Here is a 25,516-nt window from a genome sequence, read left to right as displayed (position 1 = left end):
AAAATATTTTAATTATATAATTCTCAAAATATAAATTTTATATAATAGTGTTTAGATAATAGTGTTTGGTACATATGAAAAATAATTTTTATTTTATTTCTTTTTTTATAATATTAATATTGTATTTTTTATTAATAGATTTTTTATTTCCATTTATGTCTTTAGGGAGCTTTGAGTTTCATCTAATTGATATAATATATATTTATTGGTTTTCTGTAATAGCTTATAATATATGTGATTATATACCAACAAAAAAAGACTTATAATATCATATTCTTTTGTAATTGTTGCTATATTTTCTTTTTTTAGTATAGAGCCTCTGGGTATCTCTGTAGTTACAAAACCTTTATTTTTTACAGATATGCCTGATTTATATCCATCATTAATAGAGGTTGTGCCTTTATATTTACAAATTATAACTATAGCTGCTACTGTACTTTATTTTTCTCTGCTTATAGCTTTTGCTTTATATTTTGTATATAGATTATATAAGATGTATAAGATAAAAAGAGTAAAATCTATTTCTTTAATAGTGATTGTGATATTAACAACATATTTATCATTTTTTAGACCTGTAAAGATTAATTCAATTTATGCAAATTATTTTGATATAGCAAACAGCAAGGGTATAATAAACACAATAAGCCATAGAATATCTTTTGATAAAAAATACAATAATATAGAATGCAATCTTAATGATGTAAAAAATGCAATTAATTTATTAAGTCAAAGAGATATAGATGTATCAAAACTCATAATGCCATATAGTGATAATACGGTTACAAATAGAAGCGTATTTTTAATATATTTAGAATCTTTTTATGATTACAGTCATTTTGCAAGTTTGTTTGATAAAGACCCTTTTCCAGAGGAGTATAGAAAGTGGGCTAAAGCTTCATCTAAAGTTGGACCTAATGATGGAAACGGTAGTTTGTTTGCAAGGCTATCTGGATTAACTGCTAGCTCGCCAATATTTCCAAAAAAGCCTGATTCTACTATCATCACTAAAACTCTTCCATTTTTATTTAGAGATAAAGGATATAATGTTATAGCTTTGGAAGAATCTGGAGTTACTTATTATTTAGATAAATTGTTTCCTGATATTGGAGTTGAAAAAACAGTATTTAGTTTAGGAATTACAAATATAAAAAACTATATTAAAGACAATATTTCAGATGATGGTGTTTTTGTTACAGGATTTACATTTTTAGGTCATGCTAATACTCATATAAAGAATGATTTAAATTTTGTTTCGAACAATCAAAGATTTATGAGAAAGATAGATAAAAAAAATAGAGCTGTTTTGGTAGAGACTCTTGAAAACTCAGCAATGACTGCTATTGATATAATAGAAACTAGAGATATTATATTAGAGAAATATCCAGATGCTATAATCATATTTAAACATGACCATTTATATCCTTATTTAAAAAATATTATATACAACTCTTCTATAGATGAAAGCATAAAATTATCTTTTTTAAGTTCATATACTGTAAATCCTCTTCTTATATGGAATGGTAAAGATGGTGCTTATAAACTAGAAGATGGTTTTCCTCCAGAGAATATACCTATGTTTATAGCAGCTAATACTAAGCTTGATTATACAAATAGTTTGATAGAGCTTCTATATAAAGAAAATACTGATAATGTTATAAGATTTTATAATAGTTTTTACACTAATAGTTATGGTAATATAAGACGTATAGAAGTTGACAGAGAAAGTTTATCATATAAGTATGACCATGCTCAAAGGATAGTATCAGAAGATATATTTAGAGGGAGTAAATACTTCAATTCTTTAATAGATTAAACGAATTAGACATTTATTACTATAAATAATAGTTATATATTATCATTCATAAATTTTTATTAATAATTTAAAATAATATACAATATTTTGACAAACATTATTTTTTTAATATACTAATTATAGGTAAATAAATTTTTGTTAAGAATATATGTAATTATTATAAATTTTATTAAAAAATAAATGGAGGTAATATGGCTAAAGGTCGTGTTATTATTGATAGTGAACAATGTAAGGGTTGTTCTAATTGTGTATCTGTATGTCCTACCAAGATATTGTATTTAGATAAGGAAAATATGAATTCTTGGGGGTATTATCCTGCAGCGGTTACAGACATGGAGAAATGTATAGGCTGTGCTAACTGTGCCATGATGTGCCCAGATATATGTATAAAAGTAGAGAGACTTGATGAGAAGAAGGAGGGTAAATAATGGCTAGAAGTTTGATGAAAGGTAATGAGGCTATGGCTACTGCGGCTATTGCTGCTGGATGCAAATGTTTTTTTGGATATCCTATTACACCTCAAAATGAGATACCAGAGTTTATGTCTAAGGCTATGTATGAATCTGGAGGAAAGTTTGTACAGGCAGAAAGTGAGGTAGCTGCTATTAATATGGTTTATGGTGCAGGCGGAGCTGGAGTTCGTGCTATGACATCATCATCATCACCTGGTGTTGCATTAAAACAAGAGGGTATATCATATTTAGCTGGTGCTGAGATTCCTGCTGTTATACTTAATGTTATGCGTGGTGGTCCTGGACTTGGAAGCATACAGCCTGCTCAGAGTGATTATAATATGATGACTAGAGGAGGCGGAGACGGAGATTATAATTGTCCTGTTTTAGCACCTGCAAATCTACAAGAAGCTGCAGACATGATAATGGAAGCTTTTGACATTGCTGACCATTATAGAACACCTGTTTATGTAGCTGCTGATGGTTTTATTGGTCAGATGATGGAGCCTGTAGAAATTATATATAAACCCAAATATGAATTAAAAGAGAAAACTTGGGCTGCTTGCGGTCATAGAGGCAAAAGAGAGAAAAATATTGTTAATTCACTTTATTTAGAGCCTGAACTGCTTTATGAACACAATATACATCTTCAAGAGAAATATAATGAAATAAAAGAGAAAGAGGCAAGAGCTGAAAATTATAAAACAGATGATGCTGATATTATACTTGTTTCTTACGGCACTATGTCTAGGGTTGTAAGGGGAGTTGTTGATACATTTAGAGCTGAGGGCAAAAAGGTAGGTATGATTCGTCCGCAAACTTTATGGCCTTTCCCTGTAAAAGCATTTAATAATCCTAATTGTAAAATGTATATTTCTATAGAGATGAGTATGGGGCAGATGATTGATGATATTAAGCTTGCTATTGAATGCAGGGTGCCTGTTAAGTTTTTTGGTAAAGCTGGCGGATTAGTTCCTGCAGCTTATGAGATAATAGAGCATGTTAGAGAGTTTGCAGGAGGTATTTTATGATAGTATTTGAAAAATCTAAGGGGCTTACTGACAGTAGGACACATTATTGCCCTGGTTGTATGCATGGTGTATCACAAAGAATAATTGCTGAATGTTTAGAAGAGCTGGGTGTATTAGATAGGTCAGTAGGTATAGCTTCTGTAGGCTGTTCTGTACTTGCTTATAAATATTTTTCTTGCGATATGCAGCAGGCGGCACATGGTAGGGCTCCTGCAGTTGCTACTGGAGTAAAGAGAGCTATTCCTGACAGCGTGGTGTTTACGCTTCAAGGTGATGGAGATTTAGCTGCTATTGGTACTGCTGAGATAGTGCATGCTGCAGCACGCGGTGAAAATATTACTGTTATTTTCTTAAACAATGCTATTTATGGTATGACCGGAGGACAGATGGCTCCTACAACTCTTGAAGGTCAAAAGACTACTACTACTCAGGCTGGAAGAGATTTCCACAGAGCTGGTAAACCTATAAGAGTTTGCGAAATGCTTGCTACTATTGAAGGGGCTACTTTTGTTGAGAGGGTTGCTTTGGATACTCCTGCAAATATTAGAAAGGCTAAAATGGCTACAAAAAAAGCTTTTGAAAACCAGATTGCTGGAAAGGGTTTCTCTATAGTAGAAATGCTTACAAGCTGTACTACTAACTGGGGTATATCTCCAACTGAATCGCATAAATGGATAAGAGAATATTTAATTCCTCATTATCCGCTTGGCAATTTCAGGAACGACGGTTAATTAAGGAGGAAATATGAGTACAGAAAGATTAATTTTTGCTGGTTTTGGCGGACAGGGTGTTATGTCTATGGGGCAGATGATTGCTTATGCTGGAATGATAGAAAATAAGCATGTTACTTGGTGTCCTTCTTATGGACCTGAGATGCGTGGAGGTACTGCTAACTGTTCTGTGGTTGTGAGCGATGAACTAGTTGGTTCTCCTATTGTTTCGCATGATGCTACTGCTGCTGTTATAATGAACCTTCCTTCATTAACTAAATTTGAAAAAGATGTTCTTCCTAATGGTGTGCTTCTTATAAATTCTTCTTTAATAGAAAAAAAAGCTTCAAGAAATGATATTCGTGTCGCTTATGTTGAGGCTAACAAAATAGCAGGCGATATTGGTAACCCTAAGGCTGCTAATATGGTTATGCTTGGTGCTTTACTTACGCTTCAAAATATTGTTTCTTTTGACAGCATTCAACAGGCTTTCTTAAAGGTATTTGGAGAGAGAAAAAAAGAGTTTTTACCTGGAAATGAAAAGGCTTTGAATGCTGGAAGAGATGCAGTTAAAAATTTAGTTTCTTAAATAAAATATTTTAATTTATTATTTTAATTATTTAAAAAGCCCTGTCATTATTATGATGGGGCTTTAAATTTTATATTAAAATATTTATATCAAACTATGTAAATATAATATCATTAATAATTGACTTTTTAATTATTTTATATACAATTTGTAGTTACATATGATTTTAATTATTTAATTATGGAGAATTAAAAAATGAAAAAAATTATATTAATGATTACATTATTTATCATGACTATAAGTACAACACTTATGGCTAAAAGCGGTGCTGGCGTTGATATTACTGTACCTCTTGGTGCTGGTATTGGATATTTCTTTGAAGATGGTAAGAAAAGTGAAACTCTTAAGCCAAATGCTGGTTTTGAGGGCGGAGTTTATTTAAGACCTAATTATTATTTTGATTTAGCTATACTTTCTTTAGGTTTCTCATTAGACTTAGGTTATCAGAGAGATGTTTTTGCTTATAAGTCTGATATAAATACTGAGTATTTAAGTTTTGACAGTTTAAGTATAGGTTTAATGCCAAAAATAGATGTATTATTTATGTCTATAGGTGTTGGTGCTGGTGTAAAATTCCCTCTTGGCGGAGCTAGTTATTCAAAAGAAAATAGCGGCGGAGAGCAAAGTCATACATACACTTTAAAACAATTACAAGAACAATATGATAATTTATGCATACCATATATTAAAGCAAGTTTAGATTTTCTTCTTTTATATAACTTTACTTTGGGTGTTTATGTATCCTATGACTTCCCTACAATGAAAACAAAGACTGTTAATCCTCAAGTTACTTTTGGCGGATTAGATGTAGGCGGACAAGTTGGTATAAGATTCTAATTAAGATATTTAAAAAAGTAAGAGGCTTTGATTATTTTCAAGGCTTCTTACTTTTTTTATAGTTTTATATTATTAAAAACTAATTATCTTTTCTAAACCTCGATGATGTAACATCAAATTTATTGAGTCTAACCATACAAATTGATAATATTATAGCAAGTAAAACAGCAAGCGATATAGAATAATAAGCAAGAGATACTTTTTTATTGTTTTTTATAATATTTATCTGTTCAGATTTTGAGTTAATATTTTCATCTATTGCACTAGCTTCTGCAATATTTCCACTTTCCATCAAAGTTCCCTTTTGAAGACGCAAATTATCAATATCTTTTATAATACTTTCTATCATCTTCTCTCTTTTTATTTTGTTATAGAAATCAAATCCCCATATTCCTATGCTAATGAGAGAAAATATTGCTGTTATTATTATCAATACAAATATAGCAAATTTTCTTTTTTTAATGCTTACATTAGAAATATTAACAGATTTTATTTTTATATCATTTATATGATTTATTAAATCCTCAGAATCTGGATATAATAGTTTTGACTCTTCCATACAAGATAAAAGATTAACCATAGCCTTATATCTTTCTGTTCTTTGAAAGTTTAAATAATATTTATCTATATCTTTTATTTTTTCTTCAGGACTAGTTATATGTTTATTAGTTTTATTTGAATGGAAGTTTAAAAGATAAGTTTTATTTTTTTTCTTTTCAGTGTTCTTCTTTGTATTTTTATTTAACTCTTTTTTAGTTTCTTTATTATCTTCTTCATTTGCATCTTCATCATCATCATCTACTAATGATATTTTTTTATGTCTTTCATCTTCATCAATATAATCTTTAGATAATTTCCTTATTCCTCCTAAAGTACTTGATTGACTTACAGTATTTCCATCTCTATCTTTAACTTGCACTCTTATACCAAATTTATCTCTAAACATAGCCTCTAAAGTTTCTACGCTAGTATCTTTGTCTATAACAATAGAAGCTTTTTGATTTTTTCTAGGGTCAGCTATTTCAAACAATTTTATATTATTAGATTTTTTAGCTCCTTTATATATTCCCAAAGTAATTCCAAATTCTCTGTCGAAAGAATCAAGCAAATTAGAAATAGACATGTCCAAAGTTATTTTCATAAAACCCTCTATATGCAATAATTATACATTTATAATTAATATCGAAATTATAATAAATAAAACGCAAAAAATAATAAAAAGAAAAATAAATAATTTAAAATTACTGAACATTTTAATTGAAAAAAAAGTGATGTTGGTATATCATTAATATAAATTATCATTTAATCATTTTTTATTATCAAAGTTTTTTAATAATAAAAGTTTCATTGGAGGTATTATGGCTGTATCTAAAAAAAATACTAAAGGTTCATTAAAGAAAGTATCGAAAACTGTCAAGAAATTAGCTGCAGAGAAAAAAACTGTTGCTAAGAAAGCTTCTTCTGCTGTAAAGAAAGCTGCTAAAAAAGTTGAGAAAAAAATCGAGAAAAAAGTTGCTGCTCTTCCTAAATATTATGTATCAGAAGTTCCTCTTAAGAGTGCTGACAGAGAGATATTTGCTGCAATGAAAAATGAGTATAAGAGAGAGATAAACGGACTTGAACTTATTGCTAGTGAAAATATAGTTTCTCGTGCTGTTATGGAAGCACAGGGTTCTATATTTACAAATAAATATGCTGAGGGTTATCCTTCTAAAAGATATTATGGCGGATGCAGTGAAGTTGATGTTGTTGAGAACTTAGCAAGAGAAAGAGCAAAAAAATTATTTAAAGCTCCTTTTATAAATGTTCAGCCTCATTCTGGTTCACAAGCTAATATGGGTGTTTATATGGCTATATTAGAACCAGGCGATACTTGTTTAGGATTATCACTCGATTCCGGCGGACATTTAACTCATGGTAAAAATGTTAATTTCTCTGGAAAGATTTATAAGTTCGAGCATTATAATGTTAGAAAAGATACTATGCAAATAGATTATGATGAAGTAAGAGATATAGCTAAAAAAGTAAAACCTAAATTGATAGTAACAGGCGGAAGTGCTTATCCTAGACAAATAGATTTTAAAAAGTTTAGAGAGATTGCAGATGAAGTTGGTGCTTATTTAATGGTAGACATGGCTCATATATCTGGTTTAGTTGCTACTGGACTTCACCCTAGCCCTGTACCATATGCTCATTTTGTTACTGGTACTACTCATAAAACTTTAAGAGGACCTCGCGGCGGATATATTATTTCTACTGAAGAAGAATTAGCTAAAAAAATAGATAAAACTATATTCCCTGGCATACAAGGCGGACCTTTGATGCATGTTATAGCTGCTAAGGCTGTATGTTTCAAAGAAGCACTTGACCCTAAATTTGTTAAATATCAAGAGCAGGTTTTGAAAAATGCTGATGCTATGGCTAATATGTTCCTTTCTAAAGGTTATGAACTTATTTCCGGCGGTACTGATACTCATTTAATATTAGTTGATGTAAAAAAATCTAAAGGCATTACAGGTCAGCTTGCAGAAACTGTTTTAGATAAAGCTCATATCACTATTAATAAAAACGGCATACCTTATGATACAGAATCTCCAATGGTTACTAGCGGTATTAGACTTGGTACCCCTGCTATTACTACTAGAGGATTTAAAGAAAAAGATGTTATGGAGCTTACTCAATATATTGATGAAGTATTAAGTAATGCTAATGATGAAAAGGTGGTTGCTTCTGTTGCTAAGAAAGTAGCTGCTTTATGCAAAAAATTCCCAATGTATAAGTTTATAGGCGATATGTAATCAAATAATAATTTATTAATATAAAAAAAGGGAGACTATTTTTAGTTTCCCTTTTTTCTTGTTTTTTTATTATTTAAATATTTAAATAATTAATGGCTTCGCTTATTTTATCTACAACAATATCAGCACCATGTTTTAATAATTCTTCTCTTTTATAAGTATTTGTAATTGCTATTATTTTTATACCTGTTTTTTTAGCTCCATCAATTCCAGCTAAACTATCTTCAAAAATAACAACATCATCTTTTGTTATATCATTATTTCTTGATTTTAAAATTTCAAATGCATTCAAAAATAAATCTGGTTCTGGTTTAGCTTTCAATGTTTCATTATGACAAGAATATCCTACTATATATTTTGATATAGATGTTTTTTTAGACATTCTTGTAACATAATCTATATTGCTGTTTGAAGCTATAACTATATCTATGTTTTTTAATTTTTCTAATATTTCAATAACACCGTCAAATGTTTCTAAATCAGTTTCTATTATTCTGCGGAAATATTTTTCTGCATTTTCAAAGAAGTTTGTAGGTATAATATAATTTTTTTCTCTTAGCATTCTTTTTATGTCATTAGTTTGATATCCAGCCATTGAAGAAAAATCTATATCTGTAAGTTCATTCATTTCTTTTGAAGTATATATTAATGCTTTTGTATACAAAGTTTCACTGTCTACCAATGTACCGTCAAAGTCAAAAATAGCTCCTTTAATTTTTTTATTCATTTTACTTCCTTTCTTATATAAATTTATTATTATTATGATGATATATTTTATATTTAATTATTAGTTACATCAATAGCTTTTATTTATTGTTAATAAAAATTATATTAATTGTAAATAAATTGCATATATGCTATAATTTAAACGTATTAGTTTATGAAAAATATTATAAATTAATAAAAGGAGTATTAAAAATTATGGGATTAAAACTTATAATTGCTAAAGACGCTAATGGAGTAGGAAAAAAAACGGCTAATGAGATTATTAATATATTAAAGGTAAAAAAAGATGCTGTTTTAGGTCTTGCTACAGGAGGCACAGCAGAGGCAGTGTACCCTCATTTAATTAAGGCTTATGAGAAAAAAGAGATTGATTTTAAAAAAGTGAAGTCTGTTAACTTAGATGAATATAAAGGTTTAGATGGAAAAAATGAACAAAGCTACAGATATTTTATGAACAAAAATTTATTTGACCATGTAAATATTGATAAAAAAAATACTTTTGTTCCTAAGGGAATAGGTGATAAAGAAAAAATATTAAAAGAGTTTAATGATAAAATAGAAAAACTTCCAAGAGATATTCAGTTACTTGGAGTTGGTCCTAATGGTCATATTGCTTTCAATGAACCTGATGAAGCTTTACATGCTAATGCTTTATGCGTGAAGCTTGATGAAAAAACTATTAAAGCTAATGCTAGATTTTTTGCTTCAGAGAAAGATGTTCCAAGAGAGGCTTTTAGTATGGGAATGGGCGGAATATTAAAAGCTAAAAAAATAGTAATAGCTGCTATTGGTAAGGGTAAAGCTGCTGCAATGAAAGAACTTTTAAATCATGATAAAGTTATGACTAGCTGTCCTGTTACTTTCCTTAAGCTTCATAATGATGTTGTTGTTGTTATAGATGAAGAGTTGGCTGATGCTATAGGATATAAGAAAAAAGTTTGTAAGAAAAAATAATTGGTTTAATAATTAGTTTATAAATAAAATGCAATGGGGTTTTATTAATCTCATTGCTTTTTTATTGAATTATATAATATATTAATACTTGTATATATAGTGAGGATTGTTGTTAGAGTCTAGAGATTCTTCTGAATTAATATTAAATGCTTCATTACAATCTTTTATTGATTTTTCAAAATATTTTTTATCTTTTGTATATTTGTATTTATCAAAATAAAGTATGCTTCTGTTGCTTAAGGCATATATATTATGATGGTCTATTTCTATAAGTTCATTATAATCTTTTAATGCTTCATCAAAAGAAGATGCATTTGCTGTAAGTTTATAATTTAATAAATTCAAAGTTGCTCTATTATGAATAATATCAAAATCATTATTGTAAGAGGATATTGCATTATTAAAAATACTTAAAGCAGTGTTATAATCATTATTGTTATTATCTTTACCATATTTAGTTGAATATAATATTGCTTTATTATTTAGAATATCTTTGTTTTTATTATATATAGAAATTGCAGATTCATAAAACTTATCAGCCTTTACAAAATAAGTGTTATTTCCGTTTTTAGTATATATCTTTGTATAAAGTATTCCAGCACCATTCAAAGCTAAATAGTTTCTGTCATCTATTTGAAATATTTTTTCAAGTATTTCCATAGCACTATCTTCTTTGGAATTCTTTATTTCTTTTACAAGATTTTGATACATATTATTTATTTCAATTTCTTTTTTATTATCTATCTCATTAGAAATAATAATATTAGGTTTTTCCTCTTTTTTTTCATTTCCTCTTTTACAATCTTTTTTGTAGTTTGAATATTATTTTTTTCTTTATTGTTATTAGTAAGTAAATTAATTATTAAGCCGGATATAAATGTAAATACAGCTAAAAACAATAAAACATAAGTTGTGTTTCTATTTCTTAATTGTATTATATCATTAATAGATGACTTTAGATTGTTAAAGTTTGAAGAGGATATTGATGCTGTGTTTTCTTTTATAAAATTATTTAATTCATTTCTTTTATTTTGATTAGTTTCATCTATTAGTTGTTCTTTAAAATATAAGGATAATATTTTTATATACTGATTTTTCATATTTTCTGCTAAAATATTACTAGTACTATCTATTTCTTTTTTGATATTATTATTTGCCCCTATCGTATATACATTGTATACCACTGTTAATACTAAAAATATAAGAGAAAATATTATAAGTATAATAAAAATATTATTCTTTTTCATTTTATTCTTTTAATTATGCTTTTTTTCCTTTCATAAATAATATTAAAAGGCCGCTTGCAATAAAGTTACTAGCATAAGTACCTATCACTACACCGCAAAAGAATGTAAAAGCAAAATCATAAAGTATAAATCCGCCCCATATCATTATAGCAAGAGCAGCAAGCAATGTAGAAACACTAGTAATTACAGTTCTACCTACAACATTATTAAGACTTATATTAACAATTTCTTTAAATGGTCTTTTAACATCAGCATTTTCTCTGATTCTATCAAATACAACTATTATATCGTTGATTGTATAACCTATTAAAGTAAGCATTGAAGAGAGAACTAATACAGAAAACTCTTTATTCAAAAATAGAAGTATACCAAATACTATAACAACATTATGTATAAGAGTAATAATAGCAGGGAAAGCATATCTATAATTAAATCTTATAGTAATGTATATCATAATGATAATCCAAGACACTATTACAAGTATAAAAGCTAGTTTTAAATTATCAGAAGATACAACACCGCTTATAATATTACTTCCTATAAGAGTTACTTTTTCTTTTGTATATTTATCATAAAGCACTTGCATAGCTCTATCAGATTCTTCATTAGAGCCTCTAAATCTTAAAAGAAAAGCATTGATATTATCTTCTCCTTCAAGTTCTTGTATATTAACAGTTTCTGTACCAAAGTTTCTGTATAAATTTCTTATTTCAGCGATATTTATTACTTCTGGATTATCAATTTTCACTTGTAATTCAACACCGCCTGCAAAATCTATACCCATATTAAAGCTATTAGTAGTCAATTTATTAATAAAAAGCCCAATAGAAGCTATAAATAATATACTAGATATAACAGCCGCAACAGGCATAAATTTAACAAAAGGAATTTTATTTTTTGTTACATCATTATTTTCAGTTTTTTTAACATCATTATTTTTTTTAATATTTTCGCTCATACTATAAAATCCTTATTATATTAAATAAAGAAGAAACCAGCTTTCTTCACAAGTTTTGTACGAATAATTTCCTCATATATATATCTAGTAATAAATACAGCAGTAAATAGGTTTATTAAAATACCAAAGAACAATGTAACAGCAAAACCTTGTACAGGGCCGCTTCCAAATATCCATAGTATTAAAGCTACTATTATTGTTGTAATGTTAGAGTCAAATATTGTAGCAAAAGCTCTGTCATAACCAGATATAATAGCATCAGAAATATTAGATTTTATTTTTAATTCATCTTTTATACGTTCAAAAATAATAACGTTAGCATCAACTGCCATACCTATAGTAAGTATAAGACCAGCTATACCAGGCAAAGTAAGAGTAAATCTTAAAGGAGAAAGTATAGCTATAATAAGTATAACGTTTATAAGCATAGCTATTGTAGATAAAACTCCAGATACTCTATATACAGCAATCATAAATACAGCAACTAATATTGCAGCCATAAATAAAGCAGTAGTACCAGCCTTAACAGAGTCAGCACCTATAGATTGACCTACAACTTCTTCCTCTACAACACTTACTTTTAAAGGTAAAGCACCTTCTTTAAGTATTCTAGCTAAATCTTGAGCTTCTTCCAAAGTAAAGCTTCCAGAAATAACTCCTCTTCCACCTCTAATTTCCTGATTGATATTAGGAGCACTTATTACTTTATCGTCTAATACAATAGCAAGCATTCTATTAACATTAGCAGCAGTTACTAATGCAAACTGTTCAGCTCCTTCATTATTAAGTTCAAACTCAACAGTAACCTCTCCAAATTGTCCGCCGCCTACATTAGCATTAATTAAAGCAGAACCATCTAAAGAAGCCTCTTTTTCTATAAATACAGGAGCTCCTCTAACTCTTCTTCCAAAGTCATCTTTTTCGCTATAAAAATAAACTTGCTTGTCGTTTTCTGGTACTTTAGCAGTATTAGTGAAAACTCCAAGAAGTAAGTCATTGCTAGTAATTGTAGCAGAAGCCTCTTGGTCTACCAAATTGAAAGTGAGAGCACCTTGGCTAAGTACAACACTTTTAATTCTATCAGGGTCTCTAGCACCAGGAAGTTCAACAACCACTCTGTCATCGCCTTGCTTTCTTATACCAACCTCACTAACTCCAAATTGGTCAATTCTTCCTCTTAATCTAGATATAAGTCTTTCCATAGCATCATTTTTCTCTTCAGCAGTAAGAGATAATGCTGTTCTGTCTAATTTGTTGGCATAATCTTCAAAATCTGCCTGAAGTACTATTCTTATACCGCCCTGTAAGTCTAATCCTAAATTTACAGATTCGCTTCTAAGACGTTTAAGAGACTGAATCTCATCAATTTGTTCTTTTGTATATCCATTAGATATCATCTCATCTAATGACATATTACTTTCTTCTTTTTTATCTTCTGGTGTGAAAAAATACCATCTTACTGTAGGAGTGATAAACCAACCCATTATAGCAAGACCTATAATTATGAATGCTAGCCTTAAATTATGACTCATATTATTTTCCTATTTCTTTATTATTATTTTTTCTATTATTCTTTTTTTTCTTCAGATTGTGCTTTTTCTAACTCTTCTTTTATCTGATTTTTGTCTTCTATAGCTTTTTTATCTTTCTTTTCTTCTTTTTTATTGTTAAGAACTTCTTCGCTAACTACAGCTGATATAGAAGATTTTATTATTTCTATTTTTGTATTTTCTCCTAATTTCACTATAGCAACTCTTCCGCCTTCTTTGTCAGATACATATTCAGCTACTATACCGCCGGCTACTATTATTTTATCGCCTTTTTTTAAACTAGCTATGCTTTGAGCCAATTTTTGTTGTTGTTTTTTTTGTGGTCTAATAAGTAGAAAGTAGAATATAGCAAAAATAGCTACCATCATACCTATTGATACTAAAGGACTTCCTCCTGCTTGAGCTCCTCCTGTAGTTTGTGCATATAAAGTTGCTGTGAACATTTAATTACCTCTTTAAAATTATTTTTTATATTTTCAATGATTTTATATGATATCAATAATTTATACTTATGTCAATATTGCAGTATTTCATTTTTATAGTATTTGTTTTTAATAATTTATACTATTGTTTTATTGACAATAGCATTAAGTATAGTATAATATCGTGAAAATTGGGTAAAATTATATGAAACAAACAAACAAACAAACAAACAAACAAACAAACAAACAAACATTTCTCTATATACTCTCAAGTTTTATTCTACTAATACGTTCTATTTCTGTTGCAAAAATAAATACTACAAAATTAAATATCTTTTTTCTAAACTTTGTATGTTTTCAAGAGGTAGTATATGAAAACTAAAGAGATTTTGATAAAGATATTTGTTGTTTTTTCATTTGTAATAATTATTTCAATAGCTGTATTAGGATTATTAGGTATAAAAGAAAGAGTAGGATTTTTATCAGATTTTAATTTAAATATAGATAAAACTTTATATATTAATGGATTAGATATAAATGAAACTAAAAAATTATTTACATTAGATGATAAGTTAGACTATAATTCTATTACCAATTATATTTTTACTAATGATTCTATAACAAATTATAGTTATGACTTTAGAATAAAATATTATAGCAAAGTATTTAGAAATAGCGATATATATGATGTTTATCCTAATATAGAAAATATATTAAATAATAATAATTTTATTAAAGAAATAAAAATGGGTGAGAAAGGTAGTCCTTTTGGTGATTTTATTTCTAGTAAGATTATATATACAGAAAAAATTGATAATATAAATTATACGCTAAAATTAAAATATAAAATTATATTATCTATATTAATTACATTGTTCTCTATATTAGTAATTTTTATATTTTATTTTTATAGAAATAAAATATTATTATTGGTTAATAATATTCGTAATTTTTTAATTAATGATTGTGAGAACAATTTTAATATTTCTATTATAGTTTTTATTATATTTTTTCCTTTTATATTTTTTATCTATAATCATATACGTTTATCATATTATTATTATTATATGACCGATTCTACAAATCAGTATACAAAAGATATGCTACTAGTTTCATTAAATATGATGCCAGAGCATTTTCTACATCCTAATATGATACCTTTGGTTCTATTTAAAATAATATTCATTCCATTTGGTAAGTTCTTTAACATACTTACAAATATTACTTTTGAAGATTTTAAAATTAGTTTAAATCCTTATTTTATATTTGCAGAAATGGCAGAATATTCTATTACAATATTTTATATATCTTTTCTTCTATTTTTGTCAATAATGTTTATTAATGGAATGAAAATAATTAATAAATATAATATTGTTAAAAATAAGTTTTTATATTTTATTATATCAATATTGATGCTGATATTTTTTATGTTTCCATCTTCTATAAGTTCATTTTATATATTTAATGCTTTTATAAATATTATTAGATATGAAACTTTTGGATTACTATTTGCTTCTATATCGTTATTCTTTATAATATTATCATCTGAAACAAAAACTTGTATTAGTAATAAACATAAATTATATATAATAATATCAGGTATATTTTCTGGTTTTGCTATTTTATCAAAGATACAATTATCTGGATGGGCAGTATTAATTTTTATAATTTATATTTTGCTTAACTTAGATAAATTATATAAAAATAAAAATAATAATATAAATTATAAAATATATTTATATTATTATTTTTATTTACTATAGTGCTTATAATTTTTAATATTGTAATATATAAACTATTTATTACTAAATCTATTAAATCAAGCTCCTTATTATACGATATAGATCCTAATAAATTAATATATTTACAATCTTTATTGCCTATATTTTTTATAATATTAACAGTAATTATTTCTCTTATTTATTTTAATAAAATTAATGTTTATTGTATAATCAAATTATTAATTAAATATTTTGTAATTTATATATTAGCTATGTTATCTCCTTTATTATTATCTTTATTATTACCAGATCCATTTGATAGTTTAGCTAATACTTATATTTTATCTTATGCTGGCGGTAGTATTCTATCAATTATAAATTGGGAAATTGTTGGATATGGTGATGCTAGTAAAAATGTACTTAAATATTTGATTGTTTTTATATTATTATTTATTTTTATTTTAATTGTATCAACTATATTTATATATAAAAATAAAAAAATTAGTATATCAAAAATAAAGTCAAGTTTAATAATCTCTATATTAATACTTATAATATCAATATTATTTATGAATACTATTAGAAAAGGAATTAGTACTGATTTTTTTATATCTGTTTATCTTGTTAAATTTTCTTATTTTGTTTATTTTTTGCAAATATATTATCCTGTAAAAGATATAATAATATTATATTATCACTCTTATTAATTATATTGTTAAAAAATGGATATGAATCTTTCTTATGTATAAAAAATAATATACCAAATACTTCTATAAGCAATAATAATGTACATTATAATCAAGATATATGGAAGAGCCATACTTATAATACAGATAGGGGAACAATATATACAAATATCATGAGTATATCAAGCATAAATACGAATGTTTGGAACTCTTCATTTTATTGGGCAAAAGATATAAGAAAAACTAAATTATTATTATTTAATACATATTCTAAATTTACAGATGTTACAGTATCAGATAATGGTTCACTAATATCTAAAGGCGCAAATGAATATATTTCTGATATAGATAAAAATATATCTGGAGGTTTATTAATTTTAATGACTAAAGATATTAATTATATTAATGTAAGAACAGATTATGATTTTTATTTTATATCTGATATTAAATATAAAAAAGAAGATGAAAGAATAATTTTTACAAATTATGATTTTTATATAAATAATAAAAAATATTTTGTGTATAAATTAAGCATGAAAACATTTCAAGAATTACCTTGGACATATAATGGTTCATATAATTTCGAAAAAGGTGAAGATTTTCTGAATAGAGGTTTTATTTTAATTAATGATAGATTAGCAAAAGGACTTTAACTAATGGAAAGAGAAATACCAAATTATGAATATAAAGAATATTTTAGTAAAAGAAATGAGTATTGTTTATTAATACCTACTTGGAACGAGGGAGAAAGAATACAAATAGAACTTAAACGTTTGAAAGATTCTGATATACCTGGAAAGATAGATATATTTTTGCTTGATGCTGGAAGTACAGATGGTTCTATAAATGATGATTTTCTTAGAGATATAGGAGTAAGGGCTGTTCTTACTATTAGAATGAAAGGTCAAGCCAATGCTTATAAAGCAGGTTTCTCAAAAGTATCTGATGAGAAATATAAAGGAATAGTTACAGTAGATGGTAATAATAAAGATAGTGTAGAGCAGACTATGGAGTTTGTAGAATTATTAGAAAAAGGTTATGATTTTGTTCAAGGTTCAAGATTTATGAAAGGTGGATATCATGAAAACACACCACTTTCAAGAGTATTAGCAATTAAATTAATTTCTAATCCTCTATTATCATTATCTTCAGGATTTAAATATACAGAAACAATGTCAGCCTTTAGAGGTTTTTCTATGAAGATAATAGATGATGATAGAATAGCTATTTTTAGGGATATATTTACTAGTTGGGAATCACAATGGTATTTAGCAAATATAATACCTAAATTGGGTTATAAAGTTATAGAGATACCACAAACAAGAGTTTATCCCAAAAGTGGTAAAATACCAACTAAAATAAATTTTTGGGGGAATTTACAAATAATGTCACAGTTAATAAAAGTAGTAACTGGATATTATAATGTAAAGAAATAAATTTGAGTTGACAAATAAAAGATAAACCATATAATCATCTAAAAGACGAAGATATGTAAAGTAAAATTAATTCTATATTATGTTTTTTATATAGAGAAATATTTACTTAAAAGGTTAATTTGCATTTTGGTTTTAATTTGTTGGATATTTGTAATATTAAATAATGTTTAATAATAATGAGGTATTTTTATTATGAAGAAAATATATATAGCAGGACATAGAGGTTTAGTTGGCAGCGCAATAGATAGAGTGCTTACAAAAAAAGGTTATTCTAATATAATAAGAAAAACACATTCAGAGTTAGATTTAAGAAACAGAGAAGATGTTTTTAAGTTTTTTGAAAAAGAAAAACCAGAGTGGGTATTTTTATCAGCTGCTAAAGTAGGCGGCATATATGCTAATAATACTTATCCAGTAGATTTTTTATTATATAATTTACAAATACAAAATAATATAATAGAAGCTTCTTATACTTATGGCGTTGAAAAATTAATGTTTTTAGGTTCAAGCTGTATATATCCAAAAGAATGCCCTCAGCCGATAAAAGAAGAATATTTACTTTCAGGATATTTAGAAAGTACAAATAGACCTTATGCATTAGCAAAAATTACAGGTATAGAATTGTGTGAATCTTATAACAGACAGTATAATACTAATTATATAGCTGTTATGCCTTGTAATCTTTATGGTATAAATGATAATTATCATGCAGAAAATGCTCATGTTATACCAATGCTTATAAGACGTTTTCATGAAGCAAAAATAAATAATTTGAAGGAAACTGTTATTTGGGGTAGCGGTACTCCTTTAAGAGAGTTTATGTGTTCAGATGATTTGGCAGAGGCTTGTATTTATTTAATGGAAAATAAAGATGCTAAAGATATAGGCAAATTTATTAATATAGGTTCTGGAAAGGAAGTTACTATAAAAGAATTAGCAGAGTTAATAAAAAAAGTTGTAGGTTTTACAGGTGAAATAAAATTAGATAGCTCTAAACCAGATGGCACTATGAGAAAATTATTAGATGTTTCAAAGATAAACGCTTTAGGTTGGAAATATAAAACAGAACTTGAAGATGGTTTAAAAATAGCTTATGAAGATTTTTTAAAAAATTATAATAAATAATAAATAGGATATAAAAATATGAAAAAAGCACTTATTACAGGAATTACAGGACAAGATGGTTCTTATTTAGCTGAACTTTTATTAGAGAAAGGCTATGAAGTACATGGTATAATTAGAAGAAGCTCATCTTTTAATACAGAGAGAATAGATCATTTGTATAGTGATCCTCATATTAATGATGTTAGAATGTTTTTACATTATGGAGATTTATCTGATAGTTCTAATTTATCAAGATTGTTAGAGAAAATACAGCCAGATGAAATATATAATTTGGCAGCACAAAGTCATGTAAGAGTAAGTTTTGATATGCCAGAATATACTGCTGATGTTGTAGGATTAGGTACTATAAGAATACTTGATGCTATTAAAGAAACACATATAAAAACAAAATTTTATCAAGCTTCAACAAGTGAATTATATGGTAAAGTTGTTGAAACTCCCCAAACTGAGAAAACACCTTTTTATCCAAGAAGCCCTTATGCTTGTGCTAAATTATATTCATATTGGATTACGGTTAATTATAGAGAAAGCTATGATATGTATGCTTGTAATGGTATATTATTTAATCATGAAAGCCCAAGAAGAGGTGAAACTTTTGTTACTAAAAAGATAACACATGCAATTGCTAAGATTTTAAAGAAAGAACAAGATAAACTATATTTAGGTAATTTGGATGCTAAGAGAGACTGGGGATATGCTAAGGATTATGTTGAGGCTATGTGGCTTATGTTGCAGCAAGAAAAAGCTGATGATTATGTTATAGCTACAGGAGAGACACATTCTGTAAAAGAGTTTCTTGATGAAGCTTTTGGTCTTGTTGGTCTTGATTGGAAAAAATATGTTGAAATAGACCCTAGATATTATAGACCTGCTGAAGTAGATTTACTTTTGGGAGACCCTACTAAAGCTAAAGAAAAATTGGGTTGGAAGCCAAAAACTACTTTTAAAGAGTTAGTAAAAATAATGTTAGAATATGACTTAAATAGTGTAGGATTAAGTTTAAAGGACTTTAATTAATATAAAAATAATAATGTAGAAAATAATTAAATTTGTCGCCGGATAAATTTATTTAGAACGTTTGTATTCATACCGTAGGCCTTAGAAAGTATGAACGCAAACGTTTTTTTATTATAGGGTATTTTTTATGAATAATATACTTCATCTATTTATTAAATATGTATCACTTAATGTGCTTGGTATGATTGGTTTATCTTGCTATATACTTGCTGATACTTTTTTTGTTGCTAGAGGAATAGGCTCTGATGGGCTTACCGCTTTGAATATTGCTATACCTATTTTTAATTTTGTTAATGGAATTGGTTTAATGCTTGGAATAGGCTCTGCTACTAAGTATGCTATATTAAAAGCACAAAATAAAAATAATGAAGCAAATATTATATTTACTAATTCTTTAATTTATATATTGATAATATCAGTTTTGTTTATAACTTTGAGTATTTTCTTTACATCTAGTATAGCTTATATTTTGGGAGCTAGAGGTAATATACATTCTATGACTAATATTTATATAAAGATGATACTTTTATTTTCGCCTATGTTTATGCTTAATAATGTGCTTTTAGGTTTTGTGAGAAATGATAATCACCCGAGACTTGCTATGATTGCTATGCTTATGGGAAGTTTGTTTAATATTGTTTTTGATTATATATTTATTTTTCCTTTTAATATGGGAATATTTGGAGCTGTGCTTGCAACAGTATTTTCTCCTGTTGTGAGCATACTAATATTATCAGCATTATTTATAAAAAAGAAAAATACATTTTTTATTGTAAAGCCTAATATTAGTTTTAGAAAATTCTTTGAAATATCATCTCTTGGTGTATCTTTTTTAATTACTGAAGTTTCATCAGGTTTTGTTATTTTATCTTTCAATATAATAATATTAAATATTGCAGGCGATGTAGGAGTAGCTGCTTATGGAATTACTGCAAATATAGCATTAGTGATTATAGCAATATTTACAGGAATGGGGCAGGGAGTGCAGCCTATTATAAGTATTAACTATAATAATCAAGATAATATAAATAAAATATATAAATATGCTGTAATTTTATCAACCAGTATTTCTATTTTTGTTTATATAATTACTTATTTATTTGCTAATGAAATAACTTCAATTTTTAATAGAGACAATATAGAAGAGCTTCAAAGAATATCAGTTAATGGACTTCGCATATATTTTACAGCATTTATATTTGTGGGATATAATATTATCACTTGCGTATATTTTTCTTCTAGAGATAAAGCTAAGCAGGCATTTATAATATCTATATTAAGAGGTTTTATATTCATAATGCCTTCAATATTTATTTTATCTAGTATTTTTAATATGACAGGGGTATGGTTATCATTTCCAGTTGCAGAGATTTTAACAAGCATTTTTTCATTTTTATTTTTTATTAATAGCAGAAATAAATTGATTAGTAATATTAATAATTTATTATAAAGAAAAATAATTATATTTAATTAAATAATTTAAGTGATACAAAAGGGTTAAAACAATCAAGCTTTAATACTTATTTATTGTTTTAATTATAAATTACATCTCTACAACTAAAGTAGTACACTACAGTTTCTTATACAAAGCTTAGCAAAACTTTTTTAGAACTGATTTTTTATTTTTTTATTAATAAGAATATGATTGATGATTTTCTTTATTATGATATAATATTTTATTTAAATGGAAGAATAATATGCAAACAAACAAATATTTATATATAATCTCATATTTTACTTTACTAATATGCTCTATTTTTGTTGAAAAAAATTTTATTTATAATAAACTATGTATTTTTTACAAGGATAAAATATGAAAAATAAAAATATTTTTTTAAAAATATATATAGTATTTGTTATTATACTAGCTATTTCAATTATAGTTTTATATGTTTTAGGAAAAAAAGAAAGAATAGGATATCTATCAGATTTTGAGATAAATGTTGATAAAACATTAGAAATAAATGGATTAGATTTAGAAAGAAAACTAAAAAATTATTTATTATAGAAGATAAATTAGATGAAACTTCTATTAATAATTTTTTATTTACTAATATATCTATAACAAATTATAGCTATAATTTTAGAATAAAATATTATAATAAAGTATTTAGAAATAGTGATATTTATGGTGTTTATCCTAATATAAACCAAATTTTAGAAAATAATAATTATATTAAAAAAATAGAAATGAATGAAAATGGCGGTCCATTTGGTAATTTAATTTCTAGTAAAGTTATAGATGCTGAAAAAATTTATAATATAACATATGTTCTGAAACTAAAACCAATGTTATTAACATATTCTATATTTATAATATTTTTAACAATATATATTAAAATAAGAAATATTTTTAATCTTAAAAAGATATTTCATACTGATAGAGATGTTATAATTACTATAATATTAATAGGATTTATATTATTTTTATTTCATTTCTGGTTGGGATTTCCTGGTTATTTCTATAATCCAGATAATATAGTCATACTAAAACAATCAATATTGAAAGATTATTCTAACTGGCATCCAGTTATAATAGCAGTAATACTTAACCTCTTATATAAAATATTTGGACAGCATACTTTTTATTTAACTTTAATTAATTTAATTTGTCTTTATAGCGGACTTTCATTAATAATAATTGCACTTTATTTAAAGTATAAAAATCCGCAAGTTTTGTTATTATTTTGTATAGCATTTATATCAGATATGTTTTTTACTACATTGACACAATTAAAAGATATAACATGTTCTATGTTTATATGGCTATCTATATCATTAATATTTTTTATGATATTAGTGCCAATAAAAAATATAATATTAAATATAATTATTAGACTTATCATTTTGGTGTCATTATTATTAGCACTATTATGGCGACATAATGCAATAGTAACAATATATCCAATAATATTATTTCTAATATTTTTATTAGTATGCAAATTTAATTTGAAATCTAAATTGAAAAATGTTTTTCTTTTTATATCAATTTCATTTATAGCAGCAATACTAATGGTGTTTATAGTAAAAATCAATCCTTATATATGGATAAAGTCAAATGATGGATATTATTATAAAGATATTAATTATGATGATTTATATTCTAAATATGGATATGTTATAGATTATGAAATTTGGATGGATATTAATGATAGATTTGCAAGAAATGCTCCAAATAATATATTTGCTATGCAAATAGCTGCCTGTGCTGCTGCTAATAATGATGATTCTCTAATTCCTAGTGATTGGTATGAAAAAGGAAAAGATTTTGAAGATTTAAAAAAATTGTATAATTCTACTTCATTATTTGGAGATGTATTTGTATTTTCACATTTCCCGCAGAGAATATTTAAGCCTGGATATTTGGAGAATATAAATAAAGTTTGGATTAAATATATATTAAAATATCCAAAAAGCTATATTAGTCATATATTAAAATTTGCTAATTCTGTAATACTATCTAAAAATGTATGGATAATTGGATCTTATCATACATATTATATACCAAAAAATTTAGAGGAACTTAATTTCAAAAATTATAATATAGAACCCAATAGTGTAAAAATATCAATATATAATTTTTTACACACTTTTTCTATAAGGCTATATAATTTATTTAATATATTTATTAGTATATTAATATTTTTTACATCATTATTTTTAATTATAAAATTAAGAAGTTTTAATAAATTATTAATGTATTCTTTTTTTGTATCATTTTCTAGTTTTGCTACAATTATTATAGTAATAATATTTACTTCTTTAAATGATAGTAGGTTTTTATTTCCAATAGTAGTAATGAATTTTAGTTTATTAGTATCTTTTATATCATATATATATGATATAGGTTTAATAAAAAAATATTTTATTTAATTAAGGAGAATAAATGGTCAATAATAAAAAAATAGTTATTATAGGTGCAGGACCTGCAGGGCTTACAGCTGCTTATGAGTTATTAAAAAAGAATGAGAACCTTAAAGTAGATATATATGAAGAAACTAATGTGATAGGCGGAATTTCTCAGACTGTAAATAATAATGGAAATAGAATGGATATAGGAGGGCATAGATTTTTTTCTAAAAGTGATAAAGTAATGAATTTTTGGCTTAATATTATGCCTGAAGAATCTAAAGATTTAAATCCTGAAAATATAGATAGGGTTATGCTTATAAGAAATAGGCTATCAAGAATATTTTTCTTAAAGAAATTATTTAATTATCCTGTAACTTTAAGTAAGGATTTAATATTTAATTTAGGTTTTTTAAGATGTACTAAAATAGGTTTTAGTTATATCAAGTCTTCTCTTTTTCCATATAAAAAAGTAGATTCTCTTGAAAAATTTTATATTAACAGATTTGGAAGAGAATTATATAATTTATTTTTTAGGGACTATACAGAGAAAGTGTGGGGGTGTTAAACCTTCTGAATTAAGCCCAGATTGGGGAGCACAAAGAGTTAAAGGGCTTTCTGTTTGGAAAACTATAATCAATGCTTTAAAACCAAAAAAGAAAAGTAATGATATAAAACAAAAAGGTGTAGAAACTAGTTTAATAGAGAAATTTTTATATCCTAAATATGGTCCAGGTCAATTATGGGAAACAGTTGCAAAAGAAATAGAAAACATGGGCGGAAAAATATATTTTAATAAAAAAATAGATAAAATAAAAATTGAAAATAATAAGATTATTTCAATCGCTTCAAATGATAATGAAACTATAGATAATATTGATTATTTAATTTCAACAATGCCTGTTAAAGACTTAATACATTCTATATCATCTATGAGTCAAATTCCTCAAGATGTATCAACGATAGCATCTAAGCTTCAATATAGAGATTTCATAACAGTTGGATTATTATTGAAAGACATAGCTTTGCATAATAAAGATGGAGTTGTAAAAGATAATTGGATTTATATACAAGAGCCTTATGTAAAAGTTGCTAGACTTCAATTATTTAACAACTGGAGTCCTTATATGGTTTCTGATAAAAAACTTCATTATGTTGGTATGGAATATATGTGCTTTGAAAATGATGAGTTATGGTCTATGAGTGATGATGAGTTTATAAAATTTGCTATAGGTGAAATGAAATCATTAAAATTAATAAGAGATGAAGATATAGTGTCTTCTAATGTTGTTAGAATTAGAAAGGCTTATCCTTCTTATACAGGTGTTTATAATGAGTTTTATAAGATAAAAGAATATACAGAAAAAATAGATAATTTATTTTTGATAGGAAGAAATGGAATGCATAGATATAATAATATGGATCATTCTATGCTTTCTGCTATGGAAGCTGTTAATTGTATCATTAATGAGAATATGGATAAAAGCAGTATATGGAATATTAATACTGAAGAAGAATATCATGAAGAAAAATCCAATTAAAAATTATAAGGGTTAAAACAATTAAGCTTTAACCCTTATTTATTGTTTTAATTA

The 25,516-nt window shown here is 26.0% G+C and carries 25 protein-coding genes and 1 pseudogene; 19 read left to right on the top strand and 7 right to left on the bottom strand.

Annotated elements, in window-relative coordinates:
• The first annotated feature begins 74 nt into the window (after positions 1 to 74).
• The 6 genes and pseudogenes from BPP43_RS07175 to BPP43_RS07150 all read left to right on the top strand — a co-directional run bounded on the left by BPP43_RS07175 (position 75) and on the right by BPP43_RS07150 (position 5,432).
• Positions 75 to 1,813: pseudogene (locus BPP43_RS07175) on the top strand (sulfatase).
• A gap of 191 nt (positions 1,814 to 2,004) precedes the next feature.
• A complete protein-coding gene (locus BPP43_RS07170) occupies positions 2,005 to 2,241 on the top strand; it encodes a 4Fe-4S dicluster domain-containing protein (RefSeq protein ID WP_013244455.1) in 237 nt (78 codons plus the stop codon).
• Positions 2,241 to 3,296 carry a 3-methyl-2-oxobutanoate dehydrogenase subunit VorB gene (vorB, locus tag BPP43_RS07165; protein WP_015274571.1) on the top strand — a complete coding sequence of 352 codons (1,056 nt, stop codon included), beginning with the start codon at positions 2,241 to 2,243 and terminating at the stop codon, positions 3,294 to 3,296. The genes BPP43_RS07170 and vorB overlap by 1 nt, the downstream gene beginning before the upstream one ends.
• Positions 3,293 to 4,027, top strand: coding sequence for a thiamine pyrophosphate-dependent enzyme (locus BPP43_RS07160; RefSeq protein ID WP_013244457.1), 735 nt, complete (start codon positions 3,293 to 3,295; stop codon positions 4,025 to 4,027). The genes vorB and BPP43_RS07160 overlap by 4 nt, the downstream gene beginning before the upstream one ends.
• Positions 4,028 to 4,040: 13 nt before the next feature.
• Positions 4,041 to 4,595, top strand: coding sequence for a 2-oxoacid:ferredoxin oxidoreductase subunit gamma family protein (locus BPP43_RS07155; protein WP_013244458.1), 555 nt, complete (start codon positions 4,041 to 4,043; stop codon positions 4,593 to 4,595).
• 195 nt (positions 4,596 to 4,790) lie between these two features.
• Positions 4,791 to 5,432 (top strand): hypothetical protein, encoded by a 642-nt coding sequence (locus BPP43_RS07150; protein WP_013244459.1) that lies wholly within the window; start codon positions 4,791 to 4,793, stop codon positions 5,430 to 5,432.
• A gap of 79 nt (positions 5,433 to 5,511) precedes the next feature.
• Here the strand turns inward: BPP43_RS07150 and BPP43_RS07145 are convergent, their stop codons facing one another.
• On the bottom strand, positions 5,512 to 6,573 hold the full coding sequence (locus BPP43_RS07145) for a hypothetical protein (protein ID WP_015274570.1): 1,062 nt from the start codon (positions 6,571 to 6,573) through the stop codon (positions 5,512 to 5,514).
• Between the two features lie 217 nt (positions 6,574 to 6,790).
• Between BPP43_RS07145 and glyA the strand changes: the two genes are divergently transcribed.
• Positions 6,791 to 8,230, top strand: coding sequence for a serine hydroxymethyltransferase (glyA, locus tag BPP43_RS07140; RefSeq protein WP_013244461.1), 1,440 nt, complete (start codon positions 6,791 to 6,793; stop codon positions 8,228 to 8,230).
• Positions 8,231 to 8,303: 73 nt separating this feature from the next.
• Here glyA and BPP43_RS07135 read toward each other — a convergent pair whose 3' ends face one another.
• Positions 8,304 to 8,957, bottom strand: a complete 654-nt coding sequence (locus BPP43_RS07135) for an HAD family hydrolase (protein ID WP_013244462.1) — start codon at positions 8,955 to 8,957, stop codon at positions 8,304 to 8,306.
• Positions 8,958 to 9,151: 194 nt separating this feature from the next.
• Between BPP43_RS07135 and BPP43_RS07130 the strand changes: the two genes are divergently transcribed.
• The gene (locus tag BPP43_RS07130) at positions 9,152 to 9,910 is read left to right on the top strand and encodes a glucosamine-6-phosphate deaminase (protein WP_013244463.1); all 759 of its coding nucleotides are present in this window, start codon (positions 9,152 to 9,154) and stop codon (positions 9,908 to 9,910) included.
• A gap of 81 nt (positions 9,911 to 9,991) precedes the next feature.
• On the opposite strand, the gene BPP43_RS12260 is transcribed toward BPP43_RS07130, so the two are convergent.
• Genes BPP43_RS12260 through yajC form a run of 5 tightly spaced genes read right to left on the bottom strand, consistent with a single transcriptional unit; the run spans position 9,992 to position 14,108 of the window.
• Entirely contained in the window at positions 9,992 to 10,621 is a 630-nt protein-coding gene (locus tag BPP43_RS12260; protein ID WP_252832290.1) for a tetratricopeptide repeat protein, read from the bottom strand.
• A 29-nt stretch (positions 10,622 to 10,650) separates the two neighbouring features.
• On the bottom strand, positions 10,651 to 11,157 hold the full coding sequence (locus tag BPP43_RS12255) for a hypothetical protein (RefSeq protein WP_252832289.1): 507 nt from the start codon (positions 11,155 to 11,157) through the stop codon (positions 10,651 to 10,653).
• 13 nt (positions 11,158 to 11,170) lie between these two features.
• Positions 11,171 to 12,115 carry a protein translocase subunit SecF gene (secF, locus tag BPP43_RS07120; RefSeq protein ID WP_015274569.1) on the bottom strand — a complete coding sequence of 315 codons (945 nt, stop codon included), beginning with the start codon at positions 12,113 to 12,115 and terminating at the stop codon, positions 11,171 to 11,173.
• Between the two features lie 20 nt (positions 12,116 to 12,135).
• Positions 12,136 to 13,647, bottom strand: a complete 1,512-nt coding sequence (gene secD / locus BPP43_RS07115; RefSeq protein WP_013244466.1) for a protein translocase subunit SecD — start codon at positions 13,645 to 13,647, stop codon at positions 12,136 to 12,138.
• Between the two features lie 35 nt (positions 13,648 to 13,682).
• Positions 13,683 to 14,108, bottom strand: a complete 426-nt coding sequence (gene yajC / locus BPP43_RS07110; RefSeq protein WP_013244467.1) for a preprotein translocase subunit YajC — start codon at positions 14,106 to 14,108, stop codon at positions 13,683 to 13,685.
• Between the two features lie 350 nt (positions 14,109 to 14,458).
• Here yajC and BPP43_RS07105 point away from each other — a divergent pair, with 350 nt between their 5' ends.
• From BPP43_RS07105 to BPP43_RS07065, 11 genes are all read left to right on the top strand, one after another.
• Complete coding sequence (locus BPP43_RS07105; protein ID WP_015274567.1) at positions 14,459 to 15,850, top strand: hypothetical protein; 1,392 nt, start codon at positions 14,459 to 14,461, stop codon at positions 15,848 to 15,850.
• Between the two features lie 230 nt (positions 15,851 to 16,080).
• Positions 16,081 to 16,515, top strand: a complete 435-nt coding sequence (locus tag BPP43_RS07100; RefSeq protein WP_144044148.1) for a hypothetical protein — start codon at positions 16,081 to 16,083, stop codon at positions 16,513 to 16,515.
• 5 nt (positions 16,516 to 16,520) lie between these two features.
• A complete protein-coding gene (locus BPP43_RS07095) occupies positions 16,521 to 17,147 on the top strand; it encodes a hypothetical protein (RefSeq protein ID WP_015274565.1) in 627 nt (208 codons plus the stop codon).
• A gap of 3 nt (positions 17,148 to 17,150) precedes the next feature.
• Complete coding sequence (locus BPP43_RS07090) at positions 17,151 to 17,930, top strand: glycosyltransferase family 2 protein (RefSeq protein WP_015274564.1); 780 nt, start codon at positions 17,151 to 17,153, stop codon at positions 17,928 to 17,930.
• A 192-nt stretch (positions 17,931 to 18,122) separates the two neighbouring features.
• The gene (locus tag BPP43_RS07085) at positions 18,123 to 19,055 is read left to right on the top strand and encodes a GDP-L-fucose synthase family protein (protein ID WP_013244470.1); all 933 of its coding nucleotides are present in this window, start codon (positions 18,123 to 18,125) and stop codon (positions 19,053 to 19,055) included.
• Positions 19,056 to 19,073: 18 nt separating this feature from the next.
• Positions 19,074 to 20,072, top strand: coding sequence for a GDP-mannose 4,6-dehydratase (gene gmd / locus BPP43_RS07080; RefSeq protein ID WP_013244471.1), 999 nt, complete (start codon positions 19,074 to 19,076; stop codon positions 20,070 to 20,072).
• Positions 20,073 to 20,199: 127 nt separating this feature from the next.
• On the top strand, positions 20,200 to 21,522 hold the full coding sequence (locus BPP43_RS07075; RefSeq protein ID WP_015274563.1) for an MATE family efflux transporter: 1,323 nt from the start codon (positions 20,200 to 20,202) through the stop codon (positions 21,520 to 21,522).
• Between the two features lie 363 nt (positions 21,523 to 21,885).
• Positions 21,886 to 22,080: a hypothetical protein gene (locus tag BPP43_RS12250; protein ID WP_015274562.1), complete on the top strand. Its 195-nt coding sequence runs from the start codon at positions 21,886 to 21,888 to the stop codon at positions 22,078 to 22,080.
• Between the two features lie 182 nt (positions 22,081 to 22,262).
• Positions 22,263 to 23,945, top strand: coding sequence for a hypothetical protein (locus tag BPP43_RS07070; RefSeq protein ID WP_015274561.1), 1,683 nt, complete (start codon positions 22,263 to 22,265; stop codon positions 23,943 to 23,945).
• Between the two features lie 13 nt (positions 23,946 to 23,958).
• On the top strand, positions 23,959 to 24,489 hold the full coding sequence (locus BPP43_RS12245) for an NAD(P)-binding protein (protein ID WP_252832288.1): 531 nt from the start codon (positions 23,959 to 23,961) through the stop codon (positions 24,487 to 24,489).
• Positions 24,404 to 25,462 carry an FAD-dependent oxidoreductase gene (locus BPP43_RS07065; RefSeq protein ID WP_252832287.1) on the top strand — a complete coding sequence of 353 codons (1,059 nt, stop codon included), beginning with the start codon at positions 24,404 to 24,406 and terminating at the stop codon, positions 25,460 to 25,462. Before BPP43_RS12245 ends, BPP43_RS07065 begins: the two co-directional genes overlap by 86 nt.
• Positions 25,463 to 25,516: the final 54 nt, after the last annotated feature.

The organism is Brachyspira pilosicoli P43/6/78 (genome assembly GCF_000325665.1).
GTDB classification, from domain to species: domain Bacteria; phylum Spirochaetota; class Brachyspiria; order Brachyspirales; family Brachyspiraceae; genus Brachyspira; species Brachyspira pilosicoli.
Note: the sequence above shows the minus strand (reverse complement) of the source record. Positions and strands in the feature narration are given on the sequence as shown.

What these genes read in the sequence shown, in the direction of transcription:
- BPP43_RS07170 (WP_013244455.1), top strand. Translation starts at nt 2,005, where the DNA reads ATGGCTAAAGGTCGTGTTATTATTGATAGTGAACAATGTAAGGGTTGT.
- vorB (WP_015274571.1), top strand. Translation starts at nt 2,241, where the DNA reads ATGGCTAGAAGTTTGATGAAAGGTAATGAGGCTATGGCTACTGCGGCT.
- BPP43_RS07160 (WP_013244457.1), top strand. Translation starts at nt 3,293, where the DNA reads ATGATAGTATTTGAAAAATCTAAGGGGCTTACTGACAGTAGGACACAT.
- BPP43_RS07155 (WP_013244458.1), top strand. Translation starts at nt 4,041, where the DNA reads ATGAGTACAGAAAGATTAATTTTTGCTGGTTTTGGCGGACAGGGTGTT.
- BPP43_RS07150 (WP_013244459.1), top strand. Translation starts at nt 4,791, where the DNA reads ATGAAAAAAATTATATTAATGATTACATTATTTATCATGACTATAAGT.
- BPP43_RS07145 (WP_015274570.1), bottom strand. Translation starts at nt 6,573, where the DNA reads ATGAAAATAACTTTGGACATGTCTATTTCTAATTTGCTTGATTCTTTC.
- glyA (WP_013244461.1), top strand. Translation starts at nt 6,791, where the DNA reads ATGGCTGTATCTAAAAAAAATACTAAAGGTTCATTAAAGAAAGTATCG.
- BPP43_RS07135 (WP_013244462.1), bottom strand. Translation starts at nt 8,957, where the DNA reads ATGAATAAAAAAATTAAAGGAGCTATTTTTGACTTTGACGGTACATTG.
- BPP43_RS07130 (WP_013244463.1), top strand. Translation starts at nt 9,152, where the DNA reads ATGGGATTAAAACTTATAATTGCTAAAGACGCTAATGGAGTAGGAAAA.
- BPP43_RS12260 (WP_252832290.1), bottom strand. Translation starts at nt 10,621, where the DNA reads ATGTATCAAAATCTTGTAAAAGAAATAAAGAATTCCAAAGAAGATAGT.
- BPP43_RS12255 (WP_252832289.1), bottom strand. Translation starts at nt 11,157, where the DNA reads ATGAAAAAGAATAATATTTTTATTATACTTATAATATTTTCTCTTATA.
- secF (WP_015274569.1), bottom strand. Translation starts at nt 12,115, where the DNA reads ATGAGCGAAAATATTAAAAAAAATAATGATGTTAAAAAAACTGAAAAT.
- secD (WP_013244466.1), bottom strand. Translation starts at nt 13,647, where the DNA reads ATGAGTCATAATTTAAGGCTAGCATTCATAATTATAGGTCTTGCTATA.
- yajC (WP_013244467.1), bottom strand. Translation starts at nt 14,108, where the DNA reads ATGTTCACAGCAACTTTATATGCACAAACTACAGGAGGAGCTCAAGCA.
- BPP43_RS07105 (WP_015274567.1), top strand. Translation starts at nt 14,459, where the DNA reads ATGAAAACTAAAGAGATTTTGATAAAGATATTTGTTGTTTTTTCATTT.
- BPP43_RS07100 (WP_144044148.1), top strand. Translation starts at nt 16,081, where the DNA reads ATGTTATCTCCTTTATTATTATCTTTATTATTACCAGATCCATTTGAT.
- BPP43_RS07090 (WP_015274564.1), top strand. Translation starts at nt 17,151, where the DNA reads ATGGAAAGAGAAATACCAAATTATGAATATAAAGAATATTTTAGTAAA.
- BPP43_RS07085 (WP_013244470.1), top strand. Translation starts at nt 18,123, where the DNA reads ATGAAGAAAATATATATAGCAGGACATAGAGGTTTAGTTGGCAGCGCA.
- gmd (WP_013244471.1), top strand. Translation starts at nt 19,074, where the DNA reads ATGAAAAAAGCACTTATTACAGGAATTACAGGACAAGATGGTTCTTAT.
- BPP43_RS07075 (WP_015274563.1), top strand. Translation starts at nt 20,200, where the DNA reads ATGAATAATATACTTCATCTATTTATTAAATATGTATCACTTAATGTG.
- BPP43_RS12250 (WP_015274562.1), top strand. Translation starts at nt 21,886, where the DNA reads ATGAAAAATAAAAATATTTTTTTAAAAATATATATAGTATTTGTTATT.
- BPP43_RS07070 (WP_015274561.1), top strand. Translation starts at nt 22,263, where the DNA reads ATGAATGAAAATGGCGGTCCATTTGGTAATTTAATTTCTAGTAAAGTT.
- BPP43_RS12245 (WP_252832288.1), top strand. Translation starts at nt 23,959, where the DNA reads ATGGTCAATAATAAAAAAATAGTTATTATAGGTGCAGGACCTGCAGGG.